We start from the raw sequence: 22,569 nt of genomic DNA, 5'->3' as shown, positions 1-22,569 counted from the left end.
AATAAGTTACTGATATATTGCTGTATAATGTTCTAAATCAAAACTGATTAGATGAAAGGCGCCCGCCTTTCCCCACAATGCAATCATGGTATAATGCTCAAGTAGGAGTTGATATTTTGAAATTTAATTACCCTGATGGCAGGTCATTTAACACTTCGCCATCACCTGCATCAAGCAAGCCCTCCGTTGATACCTCAGCCAAAAAGAAATTGATTTTTGGTGATCGTGGTATGACTCTAGAGGAAGAAATAAACGAAAGCAACAAATATTACCGTAGTCATGATGTTGCTGTAATTTATAAAAAACCAACGCCTATACAAATTGTCAAAGTAGATTACCCTAAACGAAGCCGTGCAGTAATCAAGGAGGCCTATTTTAGTAAAGCATCCACAACTGATTATAACGGGGTCTATGAGGGTCACTACGTTGACTTTGAGGCTAAGGAAACAAAGCATAAAAATACTTTTCCATTAAAAAACTTTCATCAACATCAAATCGATCACTTGAAAGCTTGTCAAAAACAAGGTGGAATATGTTTTGTTATCATCAAGTACGTTGCTTTAAAACGGTATTTTATTATGCCTGCAGATAATTTATTTGAATATTGGGACGGACAAAAGCATGATGGTGCTAAATCGATTCAGCTAAAACAAATAGTTGAATGCTCTATCGAAATAAGTCCTAATTATAACCCTACTTTACCCTATATTAACGCTGTTCAACAGCTTATAGAAAGTGGGAGGGAGAAAAAATGAGTAAAAAGAAAAACAACGCTCCTTCATCTAATACAATCGCCAAATCAATTTTTAAATGGATCTTTGCCATTATTGGCGTGTTGGCAGGACTCTTCATTGCTGTCTTCATCTATTATGCGATAAGTGCTCCTGTTGTCAGCCAAGAAAACCTTCAAAGTGGTGGTTCTTCTACTATTGTGGATACAAATGGAAAAACCATCGCCTCACTAGGTGCCAACAAAAGAAATTACGTAACAATCGACAAAGTGCCCCAAAGAGTTCAAGATGCTGTCATTTCCATTGAAGACAAAAATTTTTATAACGAGCCTTTGGGTGTTGACCCAGTGAGAATCGTTAAGTCAGCAATCACCAATATAACTAGAGGAACACTACAAGGTGCCAGTACTTTAACACAGCAATTGATCAAGTTGACTGTGTTCTCGACTGATGCTAAAGACCAGACGTTCAAACGTAAAATGCAAGAAGCTTATCTGGCAATGCGCGTCAGCCAAAAATTCTCCAAGCAACAAATTCTTGAGTTCTATCTTAATAAGGAATACTTCAATAATGGTATTGGTGGTATCAAGACTGCTTCTAAATACTATTACGGCAAATCATTGGATAAATTAACAATTGCTCAGACAGCACTACTTGCTGGTATTCCTAATGCACCAAGTAATTACGATCCCTATGTTCATCCTGAAGCAGCTAAGAATCGTCGTAATTTAGTTATTTATGCGATGTATGAAAATAATAAAATTACTAAGGCCGAGGAAACAGAGGCTTTGAACACGCCGATCGATGACGGCTTACAACCATATAAAAAAGTAAGCAATAGCAACGATACCAAACGTATTGTTTCTGATCCTTACATTAAGGAAGCCATTACTGAAGTTAAGAAAAAGGGATTTGACCCCTATCGTGATAATTTGAAGATTACCGTCAACATGGACTATGCGGCTCAAAAAAAACTGTACAGCATCGTTAATTCAGGTACAGTAAGTTTCCAAGATTCAAAAGAACAAATTGGTGCAACCATCGTCAATCCTAATAACGGAAATGTTATTGCAATGATCGGTGGAAGAAATCTTTCTAATATCCAATTTGGTCTCAACCGTGCAGTTCAAACTTCTCGTAGTAATGGTTCAACCATGAAGCCTATCCTGGATTATGGACCGGCAATTGAATACTTGAATTGGTCAACCTACCATCAAGTTGAAGATACAGCCTATACCTACGCTGGTACCGACATCGAGTTGAAAGACTGGGATGAGGAATATGAAGGACAGATCAGTATGCGTGATGCCCTGGTAAATTCTAGAAACATTCCAGCTATCCGTACTTTAGGTGATGTTGGATTATCCAAAGCAAAAGGGTTTGCCAATAATCTTGGTATGAATCTCAAGAGCAGTGATCCATTAAGTGTTGGTATTGGTGCCGAGGCATCCAGTTTGCAAGGTGCTTCAGCCTACTCTGCCTTCTCAAATGGCGGAACTTATTACAAGCCAACATATGTATCTAAGATCGAGACCGCCGATGGTATCACACACAGGTACAGTTCTAAGGGCAAACGTGTAATGAAATCATCAACTGCTTACATGATCACTGATATGCTCAAAGGTGTACCAACTGAATATGCTACATACGCTAATATCTCAGGGCTTCATCAAGCAGGTAAAACTGGTACAACTAATTATGATGATAGTGCTATTGCAGCTAATTCAGCTCTCAGTGGCACTGCTAAGGATGCCTGGTACAATGGATTTACTAAGAACTATTCAATGAGTGTTTGGACCGGTTATGACTCACCTAATAGTTCAGGTATTTCAATGACGTATCAGAGCGTACCCGGCAAGGTCTACAAAGAAATGATTCAATATCTTCAAAATAGATCTGACAGTACTAACCCTAACTGGAAGAAACCTAGTTCAGTCGTAAGATTAAATATTCTTAATAACGGATCAACATCAGCCACAGTTGCCCCTTCATCAAGTGGTTCAACTAGTGAATTATTTGTTAAAGGATATGCTCCGAATAATCCATACAAGGGTACTGAAAGTTATTCTTCATCATCAAATAGTACTTCTGAATCCAGTTCTAATGATGCAACAACTACTAGACCATCAAGCAGTAATTCAGAATCAACTGATGAAAATAACGATACCAATGAGAATAATTCAACCACGACTGGTACAGGTACAGGTACAACCAATAATAACAGTACTTCAACTGATAATAATCAAAGTGGAACTACATCTAATAATAACAATACCGGTAATACTGGTAATACCGGCAGCAATAATGGGAATACCAACACTGGAAATAACAGTGGTGGAACTACCGATAACAACAGTAATGGTAGTACAAATAATGGCGGTACAACTGGTGGCAACACTAATAATAGCCAAGGTGGTTCAACAACTACCCAGAGTGGAACTACGTCATCTAATTAAACACAAAAATAGTCATCAAAATCGAAATTTGATTTTGATGACTATTTTTATATTTCGGACTCATTTTCTTCATTCAATTTGTCACAATCGATAATCAACTGACTAACTTCTTTATCCGGAGTTAATTTCATTGAATACTTGCGGCCGTATTCAATCATTGTGTGATGTGCCTGATGTAATTCTTCTGGCTGTAACACGCCAACAATTTTATTTTCAACTTGTAACGGGGATGCCTTTTGATCGACAAAATGCATTCGTTTAGATATCGCAGAAACATGTGTATCAACGGCAAAGGTGGGTTCATTGAAAACATCGCTCAATACAACATTCGCCGTTTTACGGCCGGCTCCAGGTAACGCCATGATACCCTTACGATCTGTGGGAACTACGTCATTCAATTCCTCATGAACGATTCCTGCAGTTTTAATAATATTTCGAGCCTTATTATGAAATAGTCCAACACTCTTAATGATACGTTCTACACTTTCAACGTCTGCATTCATCAAATCCTTAGGCTCTGGATAGAGTTTGAACAAAGTAGGTGTAACTTTATTAACTGACACATCTGTCGCTTGTGCGCTTAAAATAACCGATACAAGATATTGGAACGGTGTTCTTGAATCTAGTGAAGGACCAACAGGTCCAATGTCTTCTTCCATCTGGTGAATTGCCCAGACAATCTGTTCGTCCTTTAACATTAATATCCCAGCTTCTTTCGTCTTTCTTGGAGTTGCTCAGCTGTCTTAATATTACTCTTTTCCCAACTGATTAGAATACGATCCATGTACTTCATTGAATATGCTTGATTAAGCACAGCCTCTTTTAGTGCCAAATCGATCAACTCAATTGAATAGTGATCATCATCGATCCACTGATGAACTTGATCTTGTTCAATGGGTGAAATAGGACGACCAAATTCGACCTCTATTTTTTTAAATAATTCTTCTGTTTCAGACATCAATTGATTTTTTTGGTTCTCATCAGACTTCTGTGTCAACAGAACCTCTAATCTTTTAAAAATTGGTGTTAGAGAATAAATATCACGTTGCTGGTGATGATCAATTACTGTTTTTAATTCAATAATGCCTAGCTTGATCAATCCTTGGATAATCGTATAAATTGTTGATTCATCTATCCCCGTATCAGCTGCCATATTAGCTGCCATTGGAAATTGAATTCCCTTTTGTGCATACAAAGATAGTTCTAGATAAACAATCAAATCCTTTTCGGTCATGCCAAGCTTGCTATAATTTTGAATAATCAAATTACTGATACTCGTATTTCCACTGCTCAAAAATTCATCAAAAGTATTTTCATTCATTAAATTCACTTCTTCCTATCAAATAATAGCTACTATTACGTACAAAAAGAACGCTATTTACCAAGTAAACAACGTTCTGAATAACATTCAAATCTTTAAATACGATATTTTATAAGTTATTTATAATTTGTACACTTTTGCCCGTACGAAAATCAACTAAGTTATAGCCGATAGTACCCTTCTTGTTTTGGAAAGATACTTCCCAAGTTGGTTTGCTTTTATAAATACCTAGATTAATGTGCAAGATTTTCGTTGCACTATATCTGTCAGCAACCCCTTGAATGACATCCTTACGAACAGGCGCATTATTCAAATCAATTGTTTCAGTTTTACCGCTCTTCGCATTGATAATGACATAACGGTATTTATCATTCTTTGTCAGACCACCAACTGAATAATATTGTTTTTCACGAGTAAAATTACCAAAATAGTCTGGTTGAGTAATCCCCGCCTTTTGTTCTGCAATAGAATCAGCCTGTGACTTAGCACTTGAGTTCGGTGCAGCAGAAAGATTAATATACGTTAATGCCGAAACGACAACTAGCGCAACTAGTGATATCGCCAGTAAAATTTTTGTGCTTCTATTCATAATTCTTCCTTTACCTTAGTCAAATGAAATATTACAGCAATAATAGTATATCAACTTATTACTTAATTCAAAAACTCATTTATATCTTTTTTAATTAAATCTATGTTTTCGTCAACAACCTGCAATCCATTTGGCAGTGAGTTAAGTATCTCCTTACCGTAATTCTTAGTCAAGATACGATTGTCTAGTAGCAAGATAACCCCTTTATCTTCAGGGCTTCTAACTAATCGACCTAATCCTTGTCTTAACTGCAAAATGGCCTTTGGCAAAGCATCTGCCTTAAAGATATTCAATCCACGTTCACGCAAAATATCTTGACGAATTTTTACATCTGGTTGTTCAGGCGATTCAAACGGAATTCGAGTAACAATCAAGATTTCTAGCATCTTATTGGGAAAGTCGACACCTTCCCAGAAAGAATTAGCGCCAAGTAAAACAGATCTCTTACCTATTGCAAAACGTTTTTTGATTTTTTCATTAGTTCCAGTCACACCCTGGGCCAGAATTTCCCATTTCTCTTTTACATCGGTTCTCATCAATCGATCGTATACATTGCTTAATGTATTCAATGAATTGAAGAGAATCATTGTTTGGTGATCCAAGTTGTCGAGAATCTCAACAATGTAACGAGTAACCATGTCAAAGTATTCATCTTCACCAAGTGAAAAAATATCCGGAACATCTGATGGTAAGAAGATTTTACTATTCTTAGCCATGTTATTAGCATCCGGCAAAATCTTCATTTGATTGATCTGCTCTTCATCTAATTGAAGATCCATGATGAAATGTGAGAAATCTTTTTGAATAGTTATGGCTGCACCAATAGCAACAATTTGACTGAATCTATCCGTGACTTCATTGATAAGATTTTTAATATCAAATTGACGCCAACTGATCTTCAAGGTATTAGGTTCATAGTAATCACGCATTTCTATCTCAACACCGAATTCTTGCTTTTGTCCTTGTAATGACTGTAACAATTCATCAACATTTGCTAAAGTTCCACGTAACTTACTGTTTTCAATAATTAAATTAGAAATAATTTTTGATAATTCCACTGAAATAAAATTCTTTTGAAAATTATATTGATCGAACAATGTATCAATTCGATTAACTATCAGCGAAAGCTCCACGATTAAGTCCGACAGCAAATCGATCAATTCGGAATTATCTTTTCCAAACTTCTGTTCACTATCGATTATTGAAACAAATTGCTCACGATTTTTAAATGAAACATTATCCTGAACATAGTTCTCAAAAACATTGAACTCCAACCTCTCCATCAATTCGTCGATTGCTTGGAAATGACTATCCATATCCTGTAAATCCTGATAATTCCACAGTTGAGTCGTCACTTCGGTGAAGGCATAACGTAAGGTTACGCGATTCTGATATAAAATATCACTGATTTTTTTGACGTATTCATTCATCTTCAAAAAATCAACGCTCGGTGAGGCAACATCCCTCAAACTATTAGCGAAATGATTAGCTTCGTCCACTACAAGATAAGAATTATTACCCCAAATCGTACTGTCAATATTTCTTGCCAAATACGATTGATTAGTCACTAATATCAACGATTCCTGATAATGATTCTGTTGATACATCCAGAAGTCATCTCGACTGAACAAAGTATTTTCTTTTTGTTCGCCACGATGTCTAATAATTGTAAACAAAGGACTATTGTAATTTGTCAGATGTAACTCACTTAAATCACCTGTGGTTGTCATCGTCAGCCAAACAATAATCTTCATTTTCAAAATAGCCGTATGACTATGCATACGATAATTGTCCAATGCTTCATAAAATCGATCAAGATCAATGAAATTATAACTGCTCTTCACCACTTCAGCGTGATGGCTATTCCCGGTGACCTGATTTAACAATGGTATCGACTGATCGATAATCTGTTGTTGAAGAACCTTGGTCGTCGTCGCAATTATTAGCTTCTGATTACTATTGACCACATATGAAAGTGGTAATAGATAACCCAGTGTCTTACCTGAACCGGTTGGAGCTTCAATCAGATTCCATTTTTTACCCTTATTGCGGTGCTGGCTAGTTTGATAAATATCGTCCATTAATTTAGCTTGGTTCTTACGATAATCTAGGACACCTTCCAACATCTTTTGTTTACTCAGCTTAGTGTCAGGATATTTTGAAGTTCTATCGATAGTTTCACCGATATGCAAATCCTTTTTTCGTAGGATCAGACCATTTCGTTCATACAAATAATCAGGCAGAACATTATTCTGACCTTCAACTTCTTGAACAACTTGTTTAAAGACTAAATTAGTGTCACGAATTGTATCTTTGCCAAAATTAGCCAACAACTTCAAAGTTTGAATTGGTAATTCTTCTAGACGTTTAATAATTATCAAGAATAACTTTGCCGTTACCAAAGCATCACTATCAGCACTATGTGGATTATCGTGCTGAATACTCAAATAACCAGTTAAATCTTGCAATTTATAACTACTAATAGTTGGAAAGAGAATTTGTGACAATTCAACAGTATCAATTGCTTTGATGTTCAACTCATTCATTCCAATACGTTTGAATTCACGGTTCAAAAACGTGAAATCAAAATTAACGTTATGAGCAATAAAAATTTTATTTTTCAATAATTTAAAAATCTTTGGTGCAATTTCTTCAAAAGTAGGTGAATCACGTACATCTTCATCGCTTAATCCCGTTAAGGCTGTGATTCGGCTAGGAATCGGTACCTGCGGATTGATTTTTTGATTATAGATCTTGACGATCTCACCATCTTCTATGAGTGCACAGCCAAATTGAATAATACGCCCGTTGTCATGCCAATTAGCATTAGTTGTCTCAAGATCAACAACAGCGTAGGAATTTTTCAATATAGTTCACCACTAATCTTAGTTAATATTTTTATTTAAATTTACTGCCTGATCAATTTTCAAGAAGTACAGATATTTTTCTTTTACTGGCTTGTTGCGGATAACTGATATCGCTTGTGCATAGAGATTCAATTGTCCGGAATATTTCTCAACTGCTTCATTGAGATTTTGATTATTCACATTGTCAGTTTTGTAGTCAAAGAGAATTATGCAGTCCTCTAGTTCAATCACTCCATCAATAATACCATGAACCAAAATCTTATCATCACTAGAATCACTTTTTTCTACGTTTTTAAACAATCTTTTTGCTGGCATTAGAACTGAAAAAGGGAATTCTCGTGAAACTGTTGCTTGATGTTCAACTATTGACTGTCCCAAATCGCTTTGGTAGAGATTTGCCAAACTCTGAAGATCAATTCTTTTTCCGACATTTTCCTCTATCGTTCCATCAGCAATTGATTCAGTTAATAATTTTTCAAATGTTTCTAGTGTTGGTGTTTGTTCAAGATTGACTTTTTGCAGTAATAAGTGAGTTGCACTACCTATTTCAGCTGCGGATACTGACTTAGTTTCAGCTAAAAATTTGGGTTTTGCAAAGGTATCCTGAATATACTTACCTTTATCTGACAACAAATCTGTCGCCATTTCATCGTCATCTGGATCGGCGAATAATCCTTTGATTTCGGAAACTGATTGATACGCAGTTGTTTCAACAGCCTCTTGATGTTGATATTTGAAATTCAAGATATTGCTGACTGTATCACGGAATAGTTTGGAAGGTTGTTCCGTCGCAATTTGAATAACTTTGCTAGTCGTCACGGTCTTCGACGCTTCGTCTTCTTTGACAATCTGCAACTCAATATGTGCATCACGATTTTCGTAATGGTTCTCACCATCTGCTAGCAAACGCTCGTTATCTGAGAGTGTGCTCATTCCTATCAAATTTTGATATGTACCAGCACCTAAACGTGATGCTTCGTCAATCACACCGCTGTCTTCAACAATAGTGCTATCCCAGCGTCCAAACATTTTGCCAATATTTTTTTCAAAACCAATCATGATCAGTTTTTGTTTAGCACGTGTTAAGGCAACATATAATAGACGCATTTCTTCTGAAACAGTTGCCACCTTCTTTTTGGTAGCAATCAGTGAACGTTGAATTGTTGGAATAGTAATCCTTGTATCTGTGTTGAGCAGAGTCATTCCTAATCCCAAATCAACGTCATACAAAGTACTACCGACATAGTCTAATTTGTTGAAACCATGACTAAGATCTAAGAAAATCACGATTGGAAATTCCAGTCCCTTAGAAGCATGGACGGTCATAACTTTAACAGTATCATCGACCACTTCGATACTGTTAGGCTGTGACAGGTCTTTTTTCATTTTTTCCATTCTTTGGATGAAATCAATAAAAGCATGTAATCCCTTGAAATTAGTCTCTTCATAACCGCTAGCACGTTGGTACAAAGCATGCAGATTAGCCGCACGTTGCTTTCCACCAGGCATCCCCGCAACATATTCCAATATTCCTGTTTCTTGATAAATCTTCCAAATTAATCGAGCAATACTATTTTTGTTAGCAAAATCACGATAAGTCTCCAACTGTATAAAGAATGTTTTAAGACGTTCGGCAAGTTTATTATCACTATTATCAGCTTCAGCATAAAGTTTCATCGCCGTATAGTAATCGTCACCTTTATCGGTTAAACGAATTTGTGCCAGTTCTTCTTCGTTCAATCCAACTATCGGCGAACGCAATACTGCTACTAACGGTATGTCCTGTCTAGGATTATCAACGATTTGTAACATCGCCATCATAATTTGTAATTCCGTTGTTTGAAAATAGTTTTGTGCATCCGTAACCATTAATGGAATCTCAGCTTTTGAAAAATATGAGATCAAGTCGGTATTATTACCTTTGGTTCTGGACAAAATGGCTATATCTGAATATTTCAAGTCACGATATTCTTTGTGTTTATTGTCATAAACTTGAAATTTTGAATCCATTAATTCTTTAATACGTTTAGCTGCAAATTCTATTTGAGACTGCCGCTTGGTAACTTGATTGATATTGTGTTCCTTAGTTAAAATATAAAGTTCATTTTGAGTATCTGAATCTTCTGGAAAGCTGGTACCTTCAACCAATTGAGAATTCTTATCATAATTAATATCACCGATCGTACGATCAAAGATCTTCTTGAAAATATTATTAACAAACGTATCGACCGAGCCTGATGATCGGAAATTCATCGATAGATTGACTAATTCATTAGGATTATCATCTTTTTGGAACTCATCATATTTGTGAGCAAAGATATACGGAGCAGCTTGACGAAAACCATATATCGACTGTTTGATATCCCCTACCATGAAAATGTTATTGTCGTCATTTGCTAATAACTGAATAATATTTTCCTGCATGGCATTAACATCTTGATATTCATCGATCATAATTTCATGGAATTTGCTTTGATAGTAATCCAGGGCGATTTGTCTATTATCAACCTTAGTTGACAATATTTGAACAGCCTGGTGTTCCAAGTCATTAAAGTCCAATGCGTGATTCGTCAGTTTAATTCTCATAAACTCCTTCATGAACTTGTGTTCAACTTCAATCAATTTATCGATTATTTGAGCGGAATCATTCATCGATGCTAAAGTATCAGTTTCATTTTGGATAAAGTAGTCATTGATCAAATCATCTCTGATTCGTTTAGTTATATCGTCTTTAACACTTCTAACAAAATCAAAAATCGTGAGATCCATATCTTTTTTTTGTTTAGCCAAAACTTTTGGCACTGAAGTGAATTTAAGTTGAATCACACTTTCCTTTAAGTCATCAAAAGATTCTGTCACAGCATCTTTTTTAATCTGATCCACTTGTTCAATCATTTCTTTGAACATTTTGGCATACAGTGATCCTAATTCATCATCAAGTGCTGTATTGATAGCTCCTTGTGACATTGAGATGATTTGATCTAGTGACTTGAAAAATTGTGGTAAAAACTGTTTTTGATAAAAGTCAGTTTGATTAAATGGCGCATCGAGTTTGTAAGTTGAACTCAGATCGTCTAACCATTCGTCAGTCTTAGCATTGGTAATTGCGAAGTCATAAAGTTTAAATACGACATCAACTAAACCGTCATCACTACGATCATCAGAAAAATTCTCGGTCAACTGCATAAATTTTTCATCATTCTTTTCGTAGTATTTATTTCTAACATTATCAAAAGCTTGTTCCTGCAACATTGATTTCTCAGTATCATCACTGATCAATCTAAAATTAGGATCAAGGTCAATCACATAATAAAACTTCTGAATAACACTCAAACAAAAAGCATGCAAAGTACTGATATTAGCGATAGGAATTTTAAAAATTTGTTTCTGAAGATGTTCTCTAATTTCTTTGTCCAATTCTTTATCCTGTAATAGCTCTTTGATACGGGCAATCAAACGGTCCTTCATTTCCATGGCTGCGGCTTCAGTAAATGTTGAGACCAACAAATTATCGACATTCTCACCGTTCTTTAGCATTTCAATAATCCGTTCAATCAGAATCGTTGTCTTACCAGATCCAGCCGCAGCTGAAACCAAAATATCATGTCCATGATGAAAAATAGCTTTGTTTTGATCATCGGTCCATTTAGGCATCTTCTTCACCATCCTCTAAGATATCTTCAATCCGCTTCAAGACATCAATTTTTTTATATTTAATAATTTCATGATAGTCATTCTCTGGCAGCATCGCGTCAAATTGAAAAATAGACTGGTAGTCACTGTATGTCAATCCAGTCTTCAATTGATAGTCTCGATAGGGATTAAGATTCAATTTACCAGAATAGATTTTTTCGCCAGCCTTAGTTATTAAATGACGATTATAATTCAATACTTTAAAGAAATCAGACTGACTTAGAACACTGTCTGGTTCACCAAGCGCTCCGACATCCTTCTTGTACTTCACTGGTACGATTGGCGATTTGCCGCTACCAATTAACTTAGTATCAATGTTTTTAAGTAATTGTTCGTCATCTAATACTAATCCTTTGAGTTTAAATTCTTTTAATAAATCAGTATCAGTAATTGCACTACGGGTCAATTTTAATTTTGGGTTCAAGATCCGTGAGTAAAAGGCTCCAGCCACTTTAGCATCATTCGCGTCTGTCTCTGTTTTTAATATATCCAAATTCTGATTTAAGCTTTCCAAGTAAGTCGGCATCTGCATCGTCAAACCTTCAAGAAAATTAGAAAAATCAAAGTCTCTTTCACTAGATTTATAGTCAATAACTGCTAAATAGTCAGTTCCATCAACTACCATTTCGTCAATTCGATCAATCTTTCCACGTACGTTGATCCAGTGTTTATCAAGGATTTTAAATGACAACCCAGGTAGATTCTCTTGATTATTGATTCGACCAAAGGTAACTTCTGAAGCCCTAGGGATAAATTTATTACGTGACAATTGACGTTTGATTGCCAAGGCTAACTGACGTAAGGTCTTTTCGATTTGACTAGCAATAAATTCCATCCTTGCAGAAGCTAAAAACACTTTATTTTCAGGATAACTAACTTTTTCCTTGAAGATATCACTAACTAATTTTGACAGTTGTTCATCAGTTAAATCTTGAATCTTAACCTTTTCTTGGTTGGTATATTTGACTAGACCATCCAAGACTGCATGAAACAATGACCCGGTTTGTGCTGGTGTTATTTCAAATAATTGTCTTGGCTTCAAACGCAATCCGTATTTAAGGAAATATTGGTATTCGTTCTCATAAAAAGTTTCAAGTCTTGAAATAGAAATATTCATATCTTTCCCGTACAAACGTTCAACTGTATCAGGACTCAAGTCGTGCGGAATGTTCTTGTAATCTAATGAACTCATAACAAACTTAGTCTGATCCAAATTATCATTCGTCAAACTACTACGAACATAATTCCATTGACTAGATAAGCCGATTTTATTATCCAAGGCAGAACGTGATACACGAATCAAATAATTCAGACTAGACGTTTTCGAACCAATATATCTTATAACTTGATTCTCTTCAGCATCTTTAGAATCAGGATTAAGCAAAATGTTTTGCTCTGGCAATTCAAAATGATTCATGATCCTAACAACATAGCTGGATAATTCTTGTTGTTTATTATCATCAGTGAAGTTTGGATACGTGAAGATCAAACGTTCTTTAGCAGTCGTAAAAACAACATCATGCAAGAATGGTTCAGAATTATTGACGATCTCATCTGAATCTTTAAGATACTTCCCATCAACCAGTGCCCCAGAAATAGCTTGTCGTTCATCATCTGAAATAATGTTGTTCGACACAGAAGTTCCCGGCATATTGTTGACGGTTGAACCAAGAATAATAGTAATTTGACGATCATTAGGTTGAATCATTCCGATTTCAGAAATACTTACGGCATCCAATGTCGATGGAACTTGTGAGTATGTAGCAGTCTCAAAACCAGCGTCCAGTATCTCAATAAAATCGTCACTGCTGAAATTAGCGTCCCTAAAAACATTGACATACTCATCTAATATTTCATTGAACTTGTTGACGACTTGCTGTGGCCGATCGGCCTGAGACAAATCATGCTGTTCTGTGGCCAGTTTTTGCCAATCAAGCAATTGTTTGAAGACTCCGCGATCGGTTAATAAATTATAAACAAAAGCTGTTGCTTCAACCGTTGTATGAGTTTCTTCAAAGAAATTATTCAATTCATTATATAATGATGAAACATAGTCTTTGACGGTATTCATTAATCGATAGCCACGAATTTTTTCAGCATCGACCTTACTGTCCAGCTTGGCGTCAGGTACAAAGTCTTTACCTAACCATGACCTTCTAGTAATTCCATTAACAAGTACGTAATTCTCAGTTAGATCCACTGCTTCACGAAAAACTGAAATATCAGTTTTTTCAAATACTTCCGGAATCAGTAATTCTGTCCTAAGTAATGCGATAACGTCGCCACTTTGCATGCCTCGATTGACCCATGCAAACAGCAGATCAATCATCTTCTTGAATGGATGATCGGTCATTTTATTTTGAAGATCAATAAAGTACGGAACCTCATTGTTCTCCATAAATGATTCAATAAACGAACTGTACTGTCCTAAATCACGCGTCAAAATCAAAAAATCTTTGTAACGATAACCTTGATTAGCAACCAATTGACGAATATATGTGCTGATTGAAGAAACCTCTGTTTGCTTATCAGTACATTTCCATACCTGAACTGAACTCTTATCATTCAATGAAGTATTTTGGATTTTTTCACTATATTCACTGGACTGAATCCAATAATCTTCCAACTTACCAATATCTTCAGAAACTCGTAATCTATCGGCAAAGAAGTTATGAAATGCAATTTGTCCTGCACGTGCAATTTGATACAACTGATAATAAGTATTGGCTGGACGATAATAGAAATCCGAAACTTCATCCATCTTAAGAACTGGCTGTTCCAAGGCAAATAAAATTGTCACATTGTGGCAATTCAAAATCATAGATTTAACCAAATTCAATTCTGCGGCTGTAAACGATGAAAAACCGGAAATATAAAAATAATAATTTTGTGTATGTAAATTCTCATCAAAAAATTTACTTAATGCATCCAATTGAAAAGTATTTGTTGCTAAGCCTTGAATTTGATTAAAATAGTCTTGATAAATAATATCTAATTCTTGAATCTTATCCGTAAATACTTCAGGATTATCCTGGCTCAAGACAGATTCCAGGTCATCCGGCTCGACTTGTCCATTCAGCAATTCTGTGAACTGTGTCGATAGCTGATCAATGAATCCAGGTTTGCCAACCATCCCTGAAAAGATTTTTAATTCAGATTTATGTTGTAAAATAATATTGCGTAATAACATAGCTGATTTAGTTTCAGTTAAGGAATCTGTGTTATAAATACTTTGGTCACGTAAAAAATACCAAGCTAAACGTGATAATGAAAAGGTCTGGACATTGCTTGTTGCAATCAATTCATCGTCATTTCCATTATCTTGTCCTAGTGCCTTCAATGTATTAATTTCAGATTCGAATTTAATATGATTAGGTACTAAAAAAAAGAACTGTCCGTTGGAATTTTTTTGATAGTCACTTTTGAATAATTCCATCATTTTTTTTTGATGGTCGAGTTGGTTTTTACCGAGTACAAAATTTAATGTCATAATCATTCTCCTGAAAAAATTCTATCATAGTTAAGGTAATCACAGTGGAAATCAAAGCTTTAGATGTATAAAATATAATTTTAGAGAAACTGAGGTGAGCATATGCTTAAAGGAATCGGAAAAAGCCATGGAAAAACAATTATCATGGGAGAACATGCTGTAGTTTACGGCTATCCCGCAATCGCCATCCCTTTGGTCAGTATTCCAGTTATTGTTCGTATAAATGAAATTGATGCTCAAAAAGAAAGCACCATGTCATCTAAATATTATGTTGGAAAAATCAATCAACTTCCAGATTCATTGTCTGGCGTAAAGTATTTAATCAACTTGTTAGATAAAAGATTGAATGCTGAGCATATTAATTACACAATCAGTATCGACAGCAGCTTACCTATTGAACGTGGTCTGGGTTCTTCAGCAGCCATTGGTACTGCTATAACTAGAGCTTTTTTCAATTTTTTTGATGATATTCTTGATCACGACACATTACTAAATTACGTAAACAAATCAGAAACCGTCACACATGGTAAAGCCTCTGGATTAGATGCACTAACAGTTATCTCAAATTCACCAGTCCAATTCAGTAAAAAAGATCCAGTCGATTACTTTACTTTTGAAACCGATGGATTCTTAATAATTGCGGATTCAGGAGTTAAAGGTAAAACTAAAGAAACCGTCTCTGATGTTAAAAAAATGTACGACAAGGATCCCAATGAGGTCGGTAAAATTCTCAAACAACTTGGTCAATGTACTAAAAAAACCAGTTTGGAATTGAGTGGTAATCGTCTAAAAGACTTAGGACAAACTTTCAGTGAAGCCAACGGCTTACTGTCACACCTGAACCTGGCCATAGATAAGACAGATAAATTAATTGAATCAGCTAATAATGCCGGAGCCCTTGGAAGTAAAATCACCGGTGGTGGTCGCGGTGGATGTATTATTAGTCTGGCCAGAAACTTAACAAGTGCAGAAATGATTCAAAAAGCACTGATCAAATCAGGTGCCGAACAAACATGGCTTCAACCACTTTCTATTTATGCGGAGGAATCAGACGGTGACTAAAACAGCTCGAGCTTACACAAATATTGCGTTAATAAAATACTGGGGAAAAAAAGATCAGAAACTCAAGCTCCCCTATACTAATAGTCTTTCTCTAACTCTAGACCGTTTTTATACTGATACTAAATCAGAAATAATCGATAGTGAAAATGATCAAATATACTTAAACAATGAGTTATTAAATAAAAATCAAAATAAACGTATTGTTAAATATTTAGATTTTGCTAGAGAATACTTTGGTTTCAATGAACATTTTACTGTTGATTCAGTTAATCATGTTCCAACTTCTGCTGGATTTGCTTCATCGGCCTCCGGTTTTGCAGCTTTGGCTGCCTCACTGAATCAAACGATGAAATTAAATTTAAATAATAAAGAACTGTCTATTTTGGCTAGAAATGGCTCTGGATCAGCAACTCGCTCAATATATGGTGGTTTCGTAGAATGGATTTCCGGAACAAACAATGATACTTCTTACGCTGTGCCTATTGATGAACACCCTAATATTGATTTATCATTATTATCTGTTGTCATTAATCAAGATGCCAAAAAGGTTTCAAGTACTGCCGGAATGGAAAGTAGCGTAAAAACCTCCCCTTTTTATGATAATTGGGTTACACTAGTGTCTTCAGAGATAAACGAAATTAAGCAAGCAATTGCTCAAAAAGATGTTCAAAAAATCGGTGAGTTATCAGAACACAATGCCATGAGTATGCATGCATTGACACTTTCGGCCAATCCATCATTTACGTACTTTGCACCAGAGACGATCCAAGTTATACAACTTGTAAAATCAATGCGTAGCCGAGGCGTCTTCGCTTACGTAACCATTGATGCTGGGCCAAATGTAAAAATTATTTGTACTAAAGAATCAACTCCAGTTGTTCAAAAGTACATCAAAGATAACTTACCCACCGTCACCACAGTTGTCGCAAACATTGGTAATGGTATACAATACATCTGATATTTATATTGAAAGGTATGATATTTTGTCTACGGGAAAAGCACCTGGAAAATTATATTTAGCAGGAGAATACGCCGTTGTTGAAACTGGCTTCCCTGCTGTAATAGCATCAGTAAATCAATATGTGACTGCTCACATAACTAAATCATTGAATGGTGGAACCATTCAATCTAAGAACTTAAACAAAGAGCTTATTCATTGGGACCGGCAAGGAACGGAACTTGTTTTTGACGATACTGAAAGTCAACTTCAATATATCTTGGCGGCCATTAATTTTGTCGAAAAGTATGCTCTAGAAAAAAATATACGGCTTAATTATTATGATCTATTAGTAACCAGTGAGCTCGATTCAAAAGATGGTAAAAAGTACGGCCTGGGATCATCCGCTGCTGTTACAGTTGCAGTTGTCAAAACCCTTGGTGACTTCTATCATCTCAATTTGTCTGCCATGGATGTCTATAAACTCTCAGCCATTGCTCACCTATCCGTTCAAGGTAATGGTAGTCTTGGTGACATTGCTGCGAGTGCTTTTGGTGGAATTGTGGCTTACAAATCACCTGATCGTAACTGGGTCTTCAATATGATCAAGAATCATAGTCTAACTAAGTTGTTAGGGCTTGATTGGCCTGAATTAAAAATCGAAACTCTGCAACTACCTGAAAACCTCGAATTAACAGTCGGCTGGACAGGCAGTCCAGCTTCAACTTCAATTTTGGTCGACCGGATTGCTTTGACTAAAGCACAAAAAGTTGAAAAATATCAAAACTTCTTGAAATCTAGTCGTCAAAATGTTGAAACTTTGATTGACGGATTTCGCAGCAGCAATTCAGACATGATCAAAGATATGATCAGCAAGTACCGTACTCTCTTGGCTGACCTGGCTGAGTTCAGTGATGTTCACATCGAAACCGAAATGCTGACACAATTGTGTGATATCGCCGAAAAACTTGGCGGAGCTGCTAAAACGTCTGGTGCCGGTGGTGGTGATTGTGGAATCGTCATCAGTGATCACAAACTAAAACTAGAAAAATTAAAGCAGGAATGGGAAAAAGTTGGAATTACTCCCCTATCCTTAAAAATTGGAGAAATAATCGCTAATGCCTAAACAGGACGAACAAATTCAACGTAAAGTTGAACATTTATTTTTGGCAGAAAAGTATTTTACTGATGAATCATATGCAGATTTTGACAGTGTAAGATTACTTCATGATGCGGTGCCAGAATTAAATTATCGCGATATTGACTTAAGTACTGACATTTTGGGGACTAAATCTAGTCTTCCATTTTATTTCAATGCAATCACAGGCGGATCTAAACAATCCGCCCGTTTTAATATGGGCTTAGCTCAACTAGCTAACAAATTAGGCATCCCTGTATCAAGTGGTTCAATGGGGGTTTACTTACGTATACCTGAAACCAAAGACACTTTCACACCACTTCGTGAATACAATCAAGATGGTTTCGTTATCGCCAATGTCTCAGCTAAAGCTAATGCCGAACAGGCGCAACAAGCAATTGATCTACTTCATGCCGATGCCTTACAAGTTCATCTGAACGTCATTCAAGAACTTGCAATGCCTGAAGGCGATAAATCATTTTTCTGGTTAGATAACATCAAGGAAATTGTTGAAAAAATTAATATTCCAATTGTTGTTAAGGAAGTCGGTTTTGGTATCTCTAAAGATACTATGCAAAAGCTGATCGACGTTGGTGTTAAATACATCGATGTTTCTGGTTTCGGTGGAACTGACTTTGCTCAAATTGAATCTGCGAGAAACCACGAGATCGACTTGACTTATCTTGACCAATTCTCCATGTCAACTGTGGAATCATTGATTGAAGCACAACCAATTATGAACGACGTAACGGTTTTTGCATCTGGCGGTATTCGCACACCAATGGATGTCGTTAAAGCCATCAAAATGGGTGCTAGTGCCGTTGGTATGTCGGGACTAGTGCTGCATCATCTTCAAAAATACTCACTTTCAGAAGCAACACTATTTTTTGAAAGTTTTGCTAAGCAAATTCAAATCATTATGGCTCTTCTTGGTGCTAAAAATATTGCCGAAATCAAAAAAGCTCCCATCATTTTTGATGAGAACTTAGTTAACTATGCTAGTCAAAGAAAAATCAAATTACCTTCTTAGACCCTTTGGATAAACATTCTTAATTTGATTATTACTGTATCTACCCCAGCTGAATAGCTTATCTTGATAACTTAGACCGATCCATTTATTGTCAAAATCAGGTTTATTAGCCAAAATGACTGATTCACCGTGCATATATGTTTCATATTGATCATCGTTTAACGTATAAATAGCTTTTAACTTAGTAGGTTCGATTGCCAATATCCATGCGATATCAGGCTCGAACCTATTTTTTTTGAATTCTCCAAGTTTTAATCCGTTACGAAGTACATGTAATGACTTGAATCGATTGTCTAAGCTTGCAGCTTGATACAAGAAGTCGCTGACTTTAAACCAATTGTTCTCAGTAATATTTAACAAGTTGGCTTTAGAAAATTTATCGATCAATTTGATTTCATCTTTACCAATACCAGTCGAAATATTTTTTTCACGATTGTTGGAAGTGACACCTGATTTAATCATCTTGCACATAAAATGTCCTTCGCCCTCAAAAGCGTCAGGGAACATTCTCAAAGCCTTAGTCAATTCTTGATTATCATTACCCCACTCTGGCTTACCATCTTCCATACCTGGATATTTTTTGATTTCAGACATCGACATTTCTTCATATTGTGTCAAAAAATAATCAATGTTTGCCTCGTTCTCTTCTGGCGAAAAGGTACAAGTTGAATAAACTAACGTCCCACCTGGTTTCAAAAGTTTGAAAGCTGAATCCAAGATATGTCGTTGACGATTTGCACATTGTTCAACGTAATCCAGCGACCAGTACTTAACTGATTCAGGATCTTTACGAAACATTCCTTCACCAGAACAGGGTGCATCAACTAGAATACGGTCAAAATAACCTTCAAATTTATTTTCAAAATCTTTCGGTGAATTATTTGTTACAACCGCATTAGTTATGCCCATTCTTTCAACGTTAGAAGACAAAATTCGTGCACGTTTATTGTTTATCTCGTTAGTAACCAAAAGACCTTGTGCGTCCATTTTGGTAGCAATATAAGTTGATTTGCTTCCAGGTGCTGCACAGAGGTCCAAAATCTTATCATTTTTTTGTGGATCTAATACTTCGGCAACATACATTGCACTAGGTTCTTGACTGTACAAGTATCCTGCTTGGTGATCAATGGAATTACCATCAATATCACCATAATAACCGACATCACTATAAGGAATCGGTTCACTCAAATCGACATTGACGTTCTTATACTTGGGTTTTAAGGGATTAACACGAAAGGCATTTCGACTATCGGTTTCAATCGCAGCAAAAAAGTCGTCAGCACGTGCTCCCATTAAATTACGATATTTATCTTTAAAATCTGCACTCAAATCAACGTTCATAGATCTGTTACTCCACCTTTTTTACAAAGAATATTTGATATAACCCAATCAATACAGTTATAAATACCGAACTGACCATAAACATATTAAATGTTTGATGACTGATAATAACAATTCGCCAACTGACAAATGCATAACCTATTGCATACGGAACTAATGTATAAATTAAATATCTCAATAATAATCCATTACGATAATTATTTTTTAAGTCACCCGTCAAATGAGATCTAGTCAGGTCAAAACGTAATGGTATTAAAATATAAAACTCCATAGCGATTGCTAAAGCAAACAGAATGATTATTCCAACCATGTACAATTCACCATTATTATTGGTTTGTACACTACTAAAATCATCACTTTGAGGACTGTATCTATGTGTACTAGTAACATGTAGCGTCTTCTTAATAACTGCATAGCTTTCCTTAGAATTCAGCGCTCTTCCATCTAGCACAGCAATCACTCCAGATAACTTGATCTTGATCTGTGGTTGATTTGGAGACAGTGAAACTAGTGTCTGACTATTCAAGATATCAGCACCATTGAAGCCAATATTACCGATCACAGAGACATAACGCTTTCCAACTTTGATATATTCCTGACTCTGTGGTTTGTAACTCTTTACGTCAGAGTCCTTACCTTGAACTGCGAATGGAATCTGTGATGAAAAATCACTTTGCGAGAAATATCTTCCTGCTGTAACTGGAATCTTATTAGCCCTTTTATGACTGTAGATATACCCAAAATCGCTATTATCTTTATTAAAGAAAATAATCTGGTAGCCTACTAGTTTTTGTTTATCTAACTCTTTCACAGCCGTAATTAGTGACTTCTTAGAATTTGTTCGCAACACTACGGCACTGTCGCTCATACCTAATCGATTCATCGTATTATTATATTTGATCGAGTCGCTCTTAGAGATGGATACACCAGTCAACAGAACTACTATCAAAATAATTATACTAGAAATAATTTTTTTCATTAATACTCACCCATTTTTACACGTTTTGTATCTGATATCTTATTTTACACTACTAACATCAAAAAGCACTCAGCCATTTTAATGACTGAGTGTTTATATTATTTTATCAAATAAGCCTCGTCATGTACTAAATCATAACGAGAATAGATCTTGTTCAATTTATTGATAGCCGAATAATCAACAAACTCGGCATTATCCCAAAATTCTTTGCTGTTAGTAGCTCCGTATTTTTCACCAATACATATCAGCATCAAACCATAGTCGCGAATTTTCTTGAGAACTTCGTAATCAATATCATCACGATCAGGGCTCCATGCCAAAATAACGTAATCAACATCTTCATGATACTTATCGATAGCTGCCAAAGCATCAAGCCTTTCAGTTTCAACTAGTGGTTCATGTCCGGTTTTACTTTGTTTTGACCAGCTCTTATCATCAGTACAGATTGAAGTTTTACCCAATGTTTGCAACTCTTTTGAAATATAACCATTTCCTGCCATTATCTCCAAATATTTGGCATTTCCAAACTCATCCGCCCAAGCTTTCATAAAGTCCTTAGTAATAGTTGCCCAATAGCCAAAGCGTGTTTGGAGATAAGTTCTAAATTCACCTAAGTCGTGATCAAACGTGTTCAAATTAGCGGACATAGCCTGAAAGGCAATTTCATCAAGACTTATATTATGCTCCATATAGTAACTGATTTCTTTTTCACTTAACTGAAATTGAGGAAAATGATATTTTGGCACATCTCCTTGTTCAAGTGCCTGACAAGCATGTTCCATAAAGTTGATTCTGGCATCAAAAACTTCTCCATGTGGTAACGCTTTGGTGTCATCTCGTAAATTTTCAATATATGTCATATGATCTCCTCAAGTTAAAAGTTTGTTTACATTTTAGACTTTTTATTGATTACAGTACTATCAATTTGCTTAAAA

Annotated in this window: 15 protein-coding genes; 6 read left to right on the top strand and 9 right to left on the bottom strand. The window is 35.8% G+C overall.

The features are described 5' to 3' along the window. Positions 1-116: 116 nt before the first annotated feature. Complete coding sequence (gene recU, locus EKM68_RS06160; protein WP_125588877.1) at positions 117-755, top strand: Holliday junction resolvase RecU; 639 nt, start codon at positions 117-119, stop codon at positions 753-755. After that, the gene (locus EKM68_RS06155) at positions 752-3,187 is read left to right on the top strand and encodes a transglycosylase domain-containing protein (RefSeq protein WP_125588874.1); all 2,436 of its coding nucleotides are present in this window, start codon (positions 752-754) and stop codon (positions 3,185-3,187) included. Before recU ends, EKM68_RS06155 begins: the two co-directional genes overlap by 4 nt. 47 nt (positions 3,188-3,234) lie before the next feature. On the opposite strand, the gene EKM68_RS06150 is transcribed toward EKM68_RS06155, so the two are convergent. The 6 genes from EKM68_RS06150 to EKM68_RS06125 all read right to left on the bottom strand — a co-directional run bounded on the left by EKM68_RS06150 (position 3,235) and on the right by EKM68_RS06125 (position 15,147). Next, entirely contained in the window at positions 3,235-3,885 is a 651-nt protein-coding gene (locus EKM68_RS06150; RefSeq protein ID WP_125588872.1) for an endonuclease III domain-containing protein, read from the bottom strand. Continuing rightward, a complete protein-coding gene (locus tag EKM68_RS06145) occupies positions 3,885-4,508 on the bottom strand; it encodes a DnaD domain protein (RefSeq protein ID WP_125588870.1) in 624 nt (207 codons plus the stop codon). The genes EKM68_RS06150 and EKM68_RS06145 overlap by 1 nt, the downstream gene beginning before the upstream one ends. A 109-nt stretch (positions 4,509-4,617) precedes the next feature. Further along, positions 4,618-5,097 carry a cell wall elongation regulator TseB-like domain-containing protein gene (locus EKM68_RS06140; protein ID WP_125588868.1) on the bottom strand — a complete coding sequence of 160 codons (480 nt, stop codon included), beginning with the start codon at positions 5,095-5,097 and terminating at the stop codon, positions 4,618-4,620. Between the two features lie 62 nt (positions 5,098-5,159). After that, entirely contained in the window at positions 5,160-7,964 is a 2,805-nt protein-coding gene (locus EKM68_RS06135; protein WP_125588866.1) for a helicase C-terminal domain-containing protein, read from the bottom strand. Between the two features lie 18 nt (positions 7,965-7,982). Continuing rightward, the gene (gene addA / locus EKM68_RS06130) at positions 7,983-11,618 is read right to left on the bottom strand and encodes a helicase-exonuclease AddAB subunit AddA (protein ID WP_125588864.1); all 3,636 of its coding nucleotides are present in this window, start codon (positions 11,616-11,618) and stop codon (positions 7,983-7,985) included. Further along, the gene (locus tag EKM68_RS06125) at positions 11,611-15,147 is read right to left on the bottom strand and encodes a PD-(D/E)XK nuclease family protein (protein WP_164509370.1); all 3,537 of its coding nucleotides are present in this window, start codon (positions 15,145-15,147) and stop codon (positions 11,611-11,613) included. The genes addA and EKM68_RS06125 overlap by 8 nt, the downstream gene beginning before the upstream one ends. Before the next feature lie 102 nt (positions 15,148-15,249). Between EKM68_RS06125 and mvk the strand changes: the two genes are divergently transcribed. The 4 genes from mvk to fni are packed head-to-tail and all read left to right on the top strand — an operon-like array spanning position 15,250 to position 19,314. Beyond that, positions 15,250-16,209 carry a mevalonate kinase gene (gene mvk, locus EKM68_RS06120; protein WP_125588860.1) on the top strand — a complete coding sequence of 320 codons (960 nt, stop codon included), beginning with the start codon at positions 15,250-15,252 and terminating at the stop codon, positions 16,207-16,209. Further along, a complete protein-coding gene (mvaD, locus tag EKM68_RS06115) occupies positions 16,202-17,167 on the top strand; it encodes a diphosphomevalonate decarboxylase (RefSeq protein WP_125588858.1) in 966 nt (321 codons plus the stop codon). The genes mvk and mvaD overlap by 8 nt, the downstream gene beginning before the upstream one ends. A 25-nt stretch (positions 17,168-17,192) precedes the next feature. Continuing rightward, positions 17,193-18,272 carry a phosphomevalonate kinase gene (locus tag EKM68_RS06110; RefSeq protein WP_191987373.1) on the top strand — a complete coding sequence of 360 codons (1,080 nt, stop codon included), beginning with the start codon at positions 17,193-17,195 and terminating at the stop codon, positions 18,270-18,272. After that, positions 18,265-19,314 (top strand): type 2 isopentenyl-diphosphate Delta-isomerase, encoded by a 1,050-nt coding sequence (gene fni / locus EKM68_RS06105; RefSeq protein WP_125588854.1) that lies wholly within the window; start codon positions 18,265-18,267, stop codon positions 19,312-19,314. The genes EKM68_RS06110 and fni overlap by 8 nt, the downstream gene beginning before the upstream one ends. Here fni and EKM68_RS06100 read toward each other — a convergent pair. From EKM68_RS06100 to EKM68_RS06090, 3 genes are all read right to left on the bottom strand, one after another. Continuing rightward, a complete protein-coding gene (locus EKM68_RS06100; RefSeq protein WP_125588852.1) occupies positions 19,303-20,655 on the bottom strand; it encodes an RsmF rRNA methyltransferase first C-terminal domain-containing protein in 1,353 nt (450 codons plus the stop codon). The two genes, fni and EKM68_RS06100, sit on opposite strands and share 12 nt — an antisense overlap. Positions 20,656-20,662: 7 nt before the next feature. Further along, positions 20,663-21,634, bottom strand: coding sequence for a hypothetical protein (locus EKM68_RS06095; RefSeq protein ID WP_125588850.1), 972 nt, complete (start codon positions 21,632-21,634; stop codon positions 20,663-20,665). A 98-nt stretch (positions 21,635-21,732) separates the two neighbouring features. Continuing rightward, the gene (locus tag EKM68_RS06090) at positions 21,733-22,494 is read right to left on the bottom strand and encodes a hypothetical protein (protein ID WP_125588848.1); all 762 of its coding nucleotides are present in this window, start codon (positions 22,492-22,494) and stop codon (positions 21,733-21,735) included. Positions 22,495-22,569: the final 75 nt, after the last annotated feature.

The sequence above is a fragment of the Companilactobacillus jidongensis genome (assembly GCF_003946575.1).
GTDB lineage: Bacteria > Bacillota > Bacilli > Lactobacillales > Lactobacillaceae > Companilactobacillus > Companilactobacillus jidongensis.
The sequence above is the reverse complement of the archived record's forward strand: the minus strand, read 5'-3'. Positions and strand labels throughout refer to the sequence as shown.